Annotated in this window: 8 protein-coding genes and 1 pseudogene; 4 read left to right on the plus strand and 5 right to left on the minus strand. The window is 69.8% G+C overall.

Annotated features, from left to right (window positions below):
• Positions 1-264 precede the first annotated feature (264 nt).
• Together D7W79_RS31120 and D7W79_RS31125 are read left to right on the plus strand one after the other, a co-directional pair.
• On the plus strand, positions 265-2,031 hold the full coding sequence (locus D7W79_RS31120) for an AAA family ATPase (protein ID WP_120529006.1): 1,767 nt from the start codon (positions 265-267) through the stop codon (positions 2,029-2,031).
• A gap of 48 nt (positions 2,032-2,079) precedes the next feature.
• Complete coding sequence (locus D7W79_RS31125) at positions 2,080-3,573, plus strand: tetratricopeptide repeat protein (protein WP_120529007.1); 1,494 nt, start codon at positions 2,080-2,082, stop codon at positions 3,571-3,573.
• 9 nt (positions 3,574-3,582) lie between these two features.
• Here the strand turns inward: D7W79_RS31125 and D7W79_RS31130 are convergent, their stop codons facing one another.
• On the minus strand, positions 3,583-5,277 hold the full coding sequence (locus D7W79_RS31130; protein ID WP_120529008.1) for an alpha/beta hydrolase: 1,695 nt from the start codon (positions 5,275-5,277) through the stop codon (positions 3,583-3,585).
• A 282-nt stretch (positions 5,278-5,559) separates the two neighbouring features.
• Between D7W79_RS31130 and D7W79_RS31135 the strand changes: the two genes are divergently transcribed.
• Both D7W79_RS31135 and D7W79_RS31140 read left to right on the plus strand, forming a co-directional pair.
• Positions 5,560-6,231, plus strand: a complete 672-nt coding sequence (locus D7W79_RS31135) for an SDR family oxidoreductase (RefSeq protein WP_120529009.1) — start codon at positions 5,560-5,562, stop codon at positions 6,229-6,231.
• The gene (locus tag D7W79_RS31140) at positions 6,231-7,007 is read left to right on the plus strand and encodes an SDR family NAD(P)-dependent oxidoreductase (RefSeq protein WP_120529010.1); all 777 of its coding nucleotides are present in this window, start codon (positions 6,231-6,233) and stop codon (positions 7,005-7,007) included. Before D7W79_RS31135 ends, D7W79_RS31140 begins: the two co-directional genes overlap by 1 nt.
• A 45-nt stretch (positions 7,008-7,052) precedes the next feature.
• On the opposite strand, the gene D7W79_RS31145 is transcribed toward D7W79_RS31140, so the two are convergent.
• From D7W79_RS31145 to D7W79_RS46270, 4 genes and pseudogenes are all read right to left on the minus strand, one after another.
• Entirely contained in the window at positions 7,053-8,432 is a 1,380-nt protein-coding gene (locus D7W79_RS31145) for a pyridoxal phosphate-dependent decarboxylase family protein (protein ID WP_120529011.1), read from the minus strand.
• Positions 8,429-9,907, minus strand: coding sequence for a putative metal-binding motif-containing protein (locus tag D7W79_RS31150; RefSeq protein ID WP_120529012.1), 1,479 nt, complete (start codon positions 9,905-9,907; stop codon positions 8,429-8,431). The genes D7W79_RS31145 and D7W79_RS31150 overlap by 4 nt, the downstream gene beginning before the upstream one ends.
• Positions 9,904-10,668, minus strand: a complete 765-nt coding sequence (locus D7W79_RS31155; protein ID WP_120529013.1) for a YfgM family protein — start codon at positions 10,666-10,668, stop codon at positions 9,904-9,906. The genes D7W79_RS31150 and D7W79_RS31155 overlap by 4 nt, the downstream gene beginning before the upstream one ends.
• A 145-nt stretch (positions 10,669-10,813) precedes the next feature.
• A pseudogene (locus D7W79_RS46270) lies at positions 10,814-10,939 on the minus strand (LVIVD repeat-containing protein); the annotation flags it as partial.

Consider the following 10,939-nt stretch of genomic DNA (forward strand, 5'->3'; position numbering starts at 1 on the left):
CCCTCGGGGGCCCGGCACGACCCACAGGGACGGTTGAGTGGGGCGAAGTACCTGGATTCACTGGTGATTCGTCACGGCGTGAGGGGGGCTCCCTCCTCCCCGGGTTCGAACCCGGGTGGCTCGGATCCGGAAGCCGTTCGGGCTCCACCGTTCCAGCCACAGCGGCACGCCGGTTCACAGCCGGAGAGGACCCGGGGTGAAGGGTGCTCCCCTCACCCGCTGCCCGGAACCTGGACGTGCCAGCATGGCCGCACAAGGTGATTGATGAGCCCGTCCCTCTTCATTGAGCAACTCACGTTCAGCGGTGGCGCGAGCATCAAGCTCGAACCTGCCTCCGTCGTCGTCATCGTCGGGCCCAATAACGCTGGGAAGAGCGAGACCCTTCGCGACATCCTCAGCCTGGCGGGGCGCTCGCGTCCCAAGCTGAAGAACCGCGTCGTCACCCGCATGAAGATGAATCGCGCCGGGACCGCCGACGCGTTTTTGGAGTGGTTGGCTCCGTACCGCCTGCCGGACTCCAAGGACTACCAACTCACGCCGCTGCAGAAGATAAACAACTTTTCGAAGATCAAAGTCTCCGACACGGGCTCCCTGTTTGGCGTCAACCTCGAGCAGGCACCTGAATACCAACTCCGTGTGTTCTGGGAGAAGCAGGAGTTCTCCAGCTCTCTCAACGAGATCTTCTTTCACCTGCTTGACCTCTCGACGCGCTTCAAGGCCACCGAGCCCGCCAGTGCCTTCGATCTCACGTCAGACATTCCGTACCACCCCATCCAGAAGATGTGCGTGGATCAGACGTTGGCGGATCGACTCAGCGGCTACTTTCAGCGTGCCTTCGGACAAGCGCTCATCGTGAACCGGACCGCTGGCTCCACGCTGCCCCTGCACTGCGGCCCGGTTCCCCAGTTGGACCCTGGTGAGGACCGGGTCTCTCCCAGTTACGCCCGGAAGCTCCAGGCGCTCCCGTTGCTTCAGGACCAGGGTGACGGGATGCGGAGCTTCGCGGACTGCCTCCTCCAGGTCACGGCGGCCGACAAGTTCGTCGTCATGATTGACGAACCCGAGGCATTCCTTCATCCGCCCCAAGCTCGATTCCTTGGGACGCTGCTGGCCCGGGAGAAACCCGCCGGGCGCCAGTTGATCATCTCGACCCACAGCGGAGACCTGCTTCGAGGGCTCCTGGATGCCAACCCATCAGCCCTCCAGATCATCCGGCTGACCCGTGACGGGAACCTCAACCATGCGCGCGTGCTGGACAGCGACCGGCTGCGCACGCTCTGGGATGATCCCATCCTGCGCTTCTCCAACACCCTCGACAGCCTCTTCCACGAACAGGTCGTGCTCTGCGAGGCGGACGGGGACTGCCGCTTCTACGCCTCGATCCTTGATGCGATACAGTCGGCGGACTCAAACACCCGGATGCCCGATGTCATGTTCACGAGCACGGGCGGCAAGCACAAGATTCCAGCGATTGCCGCGGCCCTTGCCAGCATCGGTGTTCCCACGCGCGCCATTGTGGACTTCGACATCTTGAACAACCACTCTCCTCTCAAGGAAGCCATCGAAGCACTCGGCGGAAATTGGGACGCGTTCGAGGCGCGCTGGAAGAGGGTCAAGACAGGCGTCGAGCAGTTCAGGCCGGAGCTGGAGACCGCGCACGTCCGGAAGGAGATTGAAAAACTCCTCGAACAGGTCAGCACGCCGACCTTCCCGTTGGATGTAGCCAAGAGCATCCAGGGCGTACTCAAGCGCGCCTCACCCTGGGATGCAGCGAAGCAGCTGGGGCTGGACGCGGTCCCCAAGGGGCAGTTGCGTCAGGTGGCCGAGGCACTCCTGGCTGATCTCAAGCAGCTCGGTCTCTTCGTCGTGGAGTCGGGCGAAATGGAGAGCTTCGATCAAACTGTCGGGGGACATGGAAACGCCTGGCTGGCGGAGGTGTTACGCAAGGACCTCCGCCAGGACCCTCGCCTTGAAAACGCCAGGAGGTTCATCCAAGGCCTGTTTTCGCCCCGTCCTCGTCTCCCATCCTGACGCGGAGCATCTGTTGCGCGTTCCGGAGGTATGGCAGAAGCCACGGGCATGAGCTTGCGTTTGGGGATCCTGGGGCTGGCGTTGACGTTGTTTTCAGGCTGCACGGCGAGCCGGGCCCTGTGTCCGGCCGAGGGCGGGCGGCCCTGGCGTGAGGTGCGCAGCTCGCACTTCCGTGTGCGGACGAACCTGGAGGAACCGGCGGCGGCCCGGAGCGCGGTGGAGCTGGAGGAGTTCCGGCGGGCGCTGCTGCTGGCGTGGGGGGCAGGCTTCGACCCGCCGGGCACGGTGGACGTCATCCTGCTCAGCAACCCCCGCGACCTGGAGGAGTTCACTGACGGCCGCTATGCGGGCTTCGCCGGACAGACGCCCGACGGCCCGCGCATGGTGATGACGGGCGGCGGCGGCTACCTGCTGGCGGACACGACGGGTGACAAGGAGACCCAGGCTCATGAACTGGCGCACTACCTGAGCGCCTTTGCCCTGCCCCGCCAGCCCCGGTGGGTGTCGGAAGGTCTCGCGTCCTACCTGCAAACCGTCACCATCCGGCCCAGCGACCGCAACGTGGTGCTGGGCCGGGCAAGCCCCGCGCTGCTCCAGTACGTGCGCGCCCACGGCTGGCTCACGCTGGAAGAGCTGTGGCAGTGGGACGGCAAGACGCAGCAGAGCACCGCGGAGCTTCAGCGCCACTACGCCTCCTCGTGGCTGTGGGTGCACTACCTCATCAACGCATACGGCAATCGCTTCAGCGCCTTCCAGGACCGGCTGTCCCGGGGCGAGGAGCCCCGGCGCGCCTTCACGGCCGCCTTCCAGGGGGAGACCGCGTACCAGGCGGCCCTCGCTGATTACGTGCAGCTCGGCCGCTACGCCATCTCCACGCAGCCCCTGCCGCCAGTGCCCACGCAAACCCAGACACGCGGCCTGGAGCCGGCGGACGTGCACGTCATCCGGGCCCTGCTCTTCACACAGGCGCCGGGGGACGTGCCGCTGGAGGAGCGCCAGCGCAAGGCGGACCTCGAGCTGGCCCAGGCGCTGAAGGAGGACCCGACCCACGTGGAGACCCACCGGCTGCGGGCGGAGACGCTGGACAAGGCCGAGCGGCTGAAGCTCGCGCGGCTGCTGGTGGAGAAGCATCCGGAGGATGGGCGCGCGTGGGATCTGCTGGCCACCGCGCTGGAGGCCGAAGGGGACCTGTCCGCCACCCAGGAGCAGGCCCGCCAGCGCGCCGCGGAGCTGATGCCGGACAGCCCCTCCGCCCAGAACGGCCTCGCCTGGTACTACGTGAACGTGCAGCAGCCCCAGAAGGGGCTCGCTCCGGCTCAGCGCGCGGTGCGGCTGATGCCGGGCAACGCGGGCATCCTCAACACCCAGGCGGCGCTGTTCTTCCTGTCCGGGCGCTGCCCGGAGGCCGTGTCCATGGGGCGGCGTGCGCTCGACATGCTCCACGAAGGGGTCTCGGATGCGACACGCCAGGAGTTCAAGCGCATCGTCACCGTGTTCGAGACGAAGTGCGTCCCGGCCGCATCCGCGACGAAGACGGAGTAGGCGCCGCCCTCAACGCGCGCGCAGGAGGTCCTTCAGCCTCGCCGACTGGTCCGCGCTCCAGCCTTCGGGCCGGAGGAGCGCGGCCCAGCCGTCCACGTGCTCGCCGGTGTAGACGTGGCCGTACCCCGCGGGCACGTCCATCCCCAGCGGCAGGTCCGCCGTCACCTGCCAGAACGTGACGAAGGGGATCCACACCATCTCCCCCAGGACGTCGGCGCCTCGCGGCTCGCGCAGCCAGTCCGGCCGCCGCACCAACAGGTGGGGACTCCACCAGGTGATGGGGTCGGAGGGGTGGAGCAGGTACAGCACACGCGAGTCTCCCCACGGCGCGGACGCGGGCGGGATGTCGCTGCCCGGCCTGCGGCTGAAGCGGACGATGCGGCCCTGGCGGTAGATGGGCTCCACCTCGGGGCTGCCCGGGTCCCGGTGGTCGGTGAACGCGCGATACAGGGTGTTGAAGTTCGGCGGCCCGACGAAGAGCACCCCGTCGGTGCGGTTGGCCAGGTCCCGCTCTCCGCTGAAGGCCGTCTCTCCGCCGTAGGAGCCCAGGCTCTCTCCGAACACCAGCAGCTTCGGACGGTGCGCGGGTGGAAGCCGGGACCAGCGCTCGTAGACGGCGTCGAAGAGCGCACGGCCCGACTCCCGGGCCCGCTCCTGATCCACCAGGACGGAGAGCCACGACCACAGGTGCGAGTACTGCATGGAGACGATCGCGGAGTCGCCGCCGGTCATGTACTCGAAGGCGTCCACGGCCTCCGGCACCACCCAGCCACTGCCCGTGGTCGTCGCCACCAGCAGGTACGCGCGGTCAAAGCCCCCTGCCCGCTCCAGGTCGTCGACCGCGAGCGCGGCCCGGCCCTCCGCATCCGGCGCGGAGGCGTAGCCGGCGTACGCGCGGATCGGCTCCTTCACGGTGGTGCCATGGAACCGGGAGAGGTCCTCGACGGAGGGCCCCCGCCCCACGAAGTTGCGCCCTTCCCTTCCCAGGGACTCCCACGTGATGCGTGAGCCGACGCCCCCGGAGCGCAGCGCGGTGCGGGGTTGGACCACGCCCTCGTCGGTCATCAGGTCCTGCACCGCCAGGGTGCGGTCCGCCATCGAAATGAGCCCGTCCCACAGCACGCCGCTGGCCACCAGCGCGGTGAGCACCACCACGGCCAGTCCGCTCGTCGCCCGGGCCGCGCGAGGACCGATGTGCCTTGAGAGCCGCACGGCCAACGCGCGGGACACGGCGCGCAGACCGCGTCCCACGGCGACAAGCAGGAAGAAGACAACCGCCCCGACGAAGGGGGCGAGCAGGTAGCCCGCGCCACCCGACGCGGACATGCCCATGAGCTCGCGGATGCGCTGCTGCCAGTGCCAGCCCAGCAGCAGCGCGACGGCCAACGCCACGCCGCCCGTGATGAAGAAGCCCTGCCACGCGCGCGGACGTGGGGTCCTGGCGGGGCGGTCCGCGAACTCACGCCAGAGCCATGCGCCCAGACATCCCAAGCCATAGCCAATGGCCGCGCTGAGGCCGCTGACGAAGCCCTGGAAGGGCCCGCTGCGCGGCAGCAGGGACGGAGTGAAAGCCAGACATGCGAAGAGGAGCGCGACCCAGGCCCCCGGCAAGGTGTAGCGGAGCCAGCGGGGCCAGGTGCGGCTCGCACGTCTGGCCTGTCGCGCCGCGGAGGGCTGCTCGGCGTGGGTGAGGAAGTGCTCCATGCGGACTCCCGGCAGGTGCGCTGGCTTGACCCGCCGGCCAGGCAGACGCCAGCCATTGGAGCTCGCCGTCCCTCCAGGGCGCACTCCAGAGGGTAGGCCCCGGGAGTGCTCCCCGGCAGCGTGCGCCCGGCATGCCCGGCTCCGGTCCGTCCGACGCGCCCGAGCCTCGTGCCGTTGAAGGATGCGAGCACGGCCCTGAAGGCAGGCTCCATCTCGAGGGGTTCTCCGTACTACCCTCCCCGCGGGCCGCGTTGGCGTGAGCCCAGGGGAAGGACACGGCGCTTGAGCACTCGGAATGTCATCGTCGTCGGAGGAACCGGCGACATCGGACGCGCCGTCGCCAGCAAGCTGCGCGCGGAAGGGCTGCGCGTGGTGAGCGCCGCGCAGGACGTGACGGTGGAGACCGCGGACGCGTTGCACGTGGATGTCACCCGCGAGGACTCCGTGCTGTCGATGTTCGACAAGGCGGAGGCCCGGTCGGGGCCGCTCTCGGTCCTGGTCAACTGCGCGGGCTTCGGCGTCTTCACGCCCATCCACGAGACGTCCCTCGAGGACTGGAACCGCAGCGTCGCCGTGAACCTCACGGGGACGTTCCTGTGCTCGCGCGAGGCCTTCCGGCGGATGAAGTCCTCAGGCGGAGGGAGGATCATCCACATCGGGTCCGTGAGCGACCACCTCACGCTCCCCATGAATGGCGCCTATGCCGCGACCAAGCACGGCGTCCGTGGGCTGACGGGCGTCCTGAACGAGGAGGGCCAGGCGTTCGGCATCCGCGCCACGCTCCTGTCCCTTGGTGCCGTCTACACCGCCTTCTGGAAGTCCCGGCCGGAGTTCAGTCCCGCGGACATGCTCTCCGTGGAGGACGTGGCCCAGTGCATCTGGGAGACCGCCATCAAGCCCCTGAACGTGCGGGTCGATGAGATCCGCCTCGTCCCGCCCCGAGGAGTCCTCTGATGGAGACGCAGCCCAAGGCCCCTGTCGCCGTCGTCACCGGAGCCAGCCGGGGGATCGGCGCGGCCATCGCCACTGCCCTCGCCCGGAACGGGTTCGAGGTGGCCCTGCTGTCCCGTGACGTGGCCGCGCTGGAGCAGCTCCAGAAGCAGCTGGTGGAGGCCGGAGGCCGCGCGTGGCCGCTGGCCTGCGACGTCGCGAGCCAGGCCGACGTGACGTCAGCGCTCGACCAGCTGGAAGCGAAGGTGGGCGTGCCGAGGGTGCTCGTGAACAACGCGGGCATCGGTGGACCGTTCCATCGCGCGGACGAGGTGAGCGTCGCCGAGTGGGACCTGCTGTTCGGCGTGAACGTGGAGGGCGTGCGCAACCTGTGTCAGTGGGCGCTGCCGCGCATGAAGGCGCAGGGGTATGGGCGCATCGTGAACATCGCGTCCATCATGGGCCTCTTCGGGGGCGCGCAGTCGTCCACCTACGCGGCCACCAAGCACGCGCTCGTGGGCTACTCGAAGGCCATCGCCGCGGAGTGGGGCGCCTACGGCATCACCTGCAATGCGCTCTGCCCCGGCTACATCGAGACGGAGATGCTGGCGAAGGCGCCCGCAGCCGCACGTCAGCGGCTGCTGGAGCGGATCCCCGTGAAGCGCTTCGGAACACCGGAAGAGGTCGCGGGCCTGGTGGCGTTCCTCGTCGGGCCCGCCGGTGGCTACGTCAACGGGAGCGCGCTGGTGATGGACGGTGGGCTGTCGTCACATCTGGCGTCCGACCTGCCGTCGTTCTGACGACGGACTCCCCAACCCGATCAGCACCGCCCACGGCCCGGCCCGCTAGACCCTGGAGGCCGCGGCCTCCAGTGCCGCGAGGATGAGGGGGAGGTCCGCCGCGTCCGTCCGCCAGTTGGAGAAGGCCGCGCGCAGACCCGGGCGGCCGGCGTACTGCGTGGGAGTGAAGTGCACGCGCCCGTCAGCCTGCAACGCCTCGAGGAGGCGGTCGCGCCGCGCGGCATCCCCCGAGCGCAGCGCGAAGCAGACGATGTTCAGCGTCACCGGGGCGAGCAGCGCGTAGTGCGGTGACGCCGCGATCCCCTCCCCCAGGCCACGGGCGAGCGTGCAGCTGCGCTCGACGAGTGCGCGGTGCCCGTCGCGGCCGTAGGCCATGAGCGTCATCCACGCGGGCAGCGCCCGGAAGCGGCGCGAGTTCTCCGGCGTGCGGTGCAGCAGATCCGGCCCCTGGCCGAGATAGGCGGCCACCGCGCGGAAGACGCGCTCCTGCAACGCGAGGTGGCGCGTGAAGACGATGCCGGAGTCGTAGGGGACGTTGAGCCACTTGTGACCGTCCGCCGCGACCGAGTCCGCGTGGGCAAGCCCTCGCAGCAGATGCGCGTGCGCCGGGCTGCAGGCCGCGAAGATGCCGAAGGCACCGTCCACGTGCAGCCAGGCCCCGTGGCGGCGGCACAGTTGCCCCACCGCCTCCAGGTCGTCGAAGTCCCCGGTGTTCACCTCCCCCGCGCCCGCGATCACGATGGCCGGGGCGCCGCCAAGTGCCGCGAGCCGTGACTCGAGCGCCTTCGGATCCATGACGGGCCGGCCCGGGAGGCAGGGGATGCCCTCCACCGAGCGCCGTCCCATGCCGAGGATGGAGAGAGCCTTGAGGACGCTCGCGTGCGGCGCGCCGCCCAGCACCACGGGGCGCGGAAGCCCCCACAGCCCCTCCTCGCTCACGTCGTGGCCCAGCCGCTCCATCACCCACTGCCGCGCGGTGGCCAGCGAGACGAGGTTCGCCGCCGTGGCACCGCTCACGAAGGCGCCCTCGAAGGACTCCGGCAGGCCGAAGAGGGAACGCAGGAGTCCCAGCGCCTCGCGCTCCACGGTGGTGGCGAGCGAGTCGCCGTCGTTGCTCACGTTCTGGTCGTACGCGGAGACGAGCCAGTCCCCCACGAGCGCCGCGGGCGTGGTGCCACCCGTGACGAAGCCGAGGTAGCGCGGCCCCGCCGAGCCGGAGAGCCCTGCCTCGTAGCGGCGGCGGAAGAGCGCGAGCGCTTCCCCAGCGCCGAGGCCCGCCTCGGGCAATCCAAGCGGCGCGGGCGGTGAGGGGCGGATGCCCGCGGGGCGCTCGGGCAGGGCGGTGAGGAATTCGAGGGCGCTCGCGCGGGCCTGTTCGAGCAGGTCCGGGAGCCGGGAGAGGTCATGGGAGAGGTGGTTGCTCATGGTCGCAAGGGTCCCCAGCGGAAGCCGGTGCCATCAACGGTGGCGCTCCACAATTCATCCGATGACAGCCCTTCGAGGGTCGTGAAGCCCTGGGTCCCGAAGAGGAAGTCCTGCCATGCCACGCCGTCGAAGCGAACGAGGTCGTCCGTGTCCAGGCGCGCGAAGACGGCGCCCTGGCCGAAGGACACCACGTCGAGGATGTCGGGCGCGACGCCCCCATCCACGAAGATGGGGTACGGAGGCTTCGTGCTCCAGGTGCCCTCCGCCCGCTCCAGGAACAGCCCCTGGTCTCCGGCGGCGTAGGCAAGGCCCGGCGCCACGACGTGCACGGTGTGCAGTGCGGCCTGTCCCTGGGAGGACGACGGCAGCGCCTCCCGCAGCCACGGGCCTCCGTCCGCGTTGACGTGGTAGGCGACGGGCACGCCGCCGGTGGAGCCCACGGTGATGAGCGTTCGCGGGTCCAGGCCGTGGATGGAGTGGAGATCCGCATCCACGTGCTCCACCCGCCTGGGCTCCGCCGGGTAGTCCCAGCGGAGGATGTCGCCGGTCTCGCTCACCGCGTAGAGCGTCGTGCCTCCATCCGACTCGAAGCCCACGAGGTCCTGGATGGCTGCCCCGCCCCCGTCGAAGGACGTCAGCGCACAGGACTCCGTGACGGCCAGCGTCCGTGTGGCGAGCTGCCCCTGCCAGGAGCCCATGAACACGCGCCCGTCGCTCGGCCGCGCCCACGCGGTGGACCACGCTGCGTCGCAGTCGGAGAACGCAATCATGTCCACGCCACCGTCGGTCTCCTGGCGGACGTGGGCGACCACTCTGTTGGTATCGCTCACGAACCAGGCCTGGTTGCGCGCATGGGGAGCCACGTCCCGGAAGCTCGTCCCCAGGAGGATCCTGTTCGCCCGCCATGCGACGGCGTCACAGACGGGCGCCGGGTCCTCCCGGCCATCACAATCGTTGTCCAGGAAGTCGCAGCGCTCCTCCACGCCCGGGGAGATGGAGACGGTACGGTCGTCACAGTCCGTGCCCCGGGTGGCGGTGCTCACGTAGCCATCCCCGTCTTCATCCCGTGCGCTCAAAGTCAGCTCGACGCGGGCGGTCTCCTCTTCGGCGACCGCCACCTGCCCGGACGCGGTGGCCACCTCCTGGCCCGCGCACGAGCGCTCGCGGGCGAAGGCCGTCACCTTCACGGTGTCACTCCACCCGGCCCGGCGAACGAAGCCCACCTCCTCCATCCCCGCGCCCCCGGGCACGGGAGGCTCCACGGGCAGCTCGAAGGTCCTGGAGGCGTCCTCCGCGTCCACCACGCGCAGCGTGACGCAGCCCGGACGGAAGCCGTCGTAGGCCAGCCGCACCTGGACATGACACGGGTGGCTCGCGTCACACCCGCTGGGGCGCTCCGCCTCGAGCTCCTCGATGTCCGGCACCGTGCAGGTGATGCAGAACAGCCCGAGCCCCACGGCCACGGCGCGCTTCATGGCGAGACCTCCGTCCGCGGCGACGGCGAGTCGCCAGTGAGGAGCCAGGTGATGGTGGCTCCGGCGACAGCGGCGACAGCCGCGCCCAGCATGACGTTGGCCGCGAGCGCCTGCCCCCGCGCGCTGTCCAGGTGCGCGGTCCTGTCGCTGTAGAAGGCATCGTCGCGCGCAGCGTTCACGTTGCTCCGCGACTGGAGGCCGACGTAGCCGCCAATGCCACCAAGCACCACGCCCCCTCCCAGCAGGGCCAGCGGAAGCACGGGCGTGGAGCGCGTGCGGCCCACCTCCGTCCGCGCCGTGGGAGGAACGAGCCCGGGCGGCGGAGTGGGCGCGAGCTGCGCATCGGTCATCGCACGCGGCGCGTCCGGAGGTGGCCGGGGGTTGCGCGCCAGCTCACGTTGCACGTTCCGGCGCACCTCCTCGAAGTCGCGTGACACCTTGGGGGACACCTTCACCGGAAGGCTCGCATCGGGCAGCAGCGACAGGCCCTCCTTGAAGGAGGCCAGGGCCTCCTGACGGCGCCCCAGGTCCGCGAGCACGATCCCCCGGAGGATGGCCACCCTGCCCTGCTCCCCGTCGTCGCGCGCCACGGCCTTCGCCGCGTCGAGCTGCTCGAGCGCGTGCTCGTAGTCGAGATCCTCGTAGGACTGGGATGCGGCGGACATCCGGGCCTGGAAGTCCGCGCCCGACGAGGCCGCCGGCTGACTCCAGGCGGGCGACACCAGCATCAGCGCGACGCCGAGCACGATTCGCAGGTCCATGGGCGCGGAAGATACCACCCGCCTTCCGCCCCGGAGTGCCTTGTCGCGCTGTTTTGACACCGCAGTGCGTTTGTCATTGGCACTGGAATGTCTGCCCCGTCAGTCAGCGAAGGTGGGCAGCCGGGTGGGGCCTCGATTCGCTCGCTCAGAGCTCGTTGAAGATGAGCAGCCCGCGTGAGGTGTCCACCGCGTAGACATACCCGTCACCCGGGACGCGCATCCCCATGACGCCCTCGTAGACGAAGCCCAGCCGCTTCGGGTCGGTCTCACG

Source organism: Corallococcus exercitus, from assembly GCF_003611585.1.
GTDB lineage: Bacteria > Myxococcota > Myxococcia > Myxococcales > Myxococcaceae > Corallococcus > Corallococcus exercitus.

Bases quoted from the DNA above. Each gene is read 5' to 3' on its own strand.
- D7W79_RS31140 (WP_120529010.1), top strand. From the start codon at position 6,231: ATGGAGACGCAGCCCAAGGCCCCTGTCGCCGTCGTCACCGGAGCCAGC.
- D7W79_RS31130 (WP_120529008.1), bottom strand. From the start codon at position 5,277: ATGGAGCACTTCCTCACCCACGCCGAGCAGCCCTCCGCGGCGCGACAG.
- D7W79_RS31150 (WP_120529012.1), bottom strand. From the start codon at position 9,907: ATGAAGCGCGCCGTGGCCGTGGGGCTCGGGCTGTTCTGCATCACCTGC.
- D7W79_RS31120 (WP_120529006.1), top strand. From the start codon at position 265: ATGAGCCCGTCCCTCTTCATTGAGCAACTCACGTTCAGCGGTGGCGCG.
- D7W79_RS31125 (WP_120529007.1), top strand. From the start codon at position 2,080: ATGAGCTTGCGTTTGGGGATCCTGGGGCTGGCGTTGACGTTGTTTTCA.
- D7W79_RS31145 (WP_120529011.1), bottom strand. From the start codon at position 8,432: ATGAGCAACCACCTCTCCCATGACCTCTCCCGGCTCCCGGACCTGCTC.
- D7W79_RS31155 (WP_120529013.1), bottom strand. From the start codon at position 10,668: ATGGACCTGCGAATCGTGCTCGGCGTCGCGCTGATGCTGGTGTCGCCC.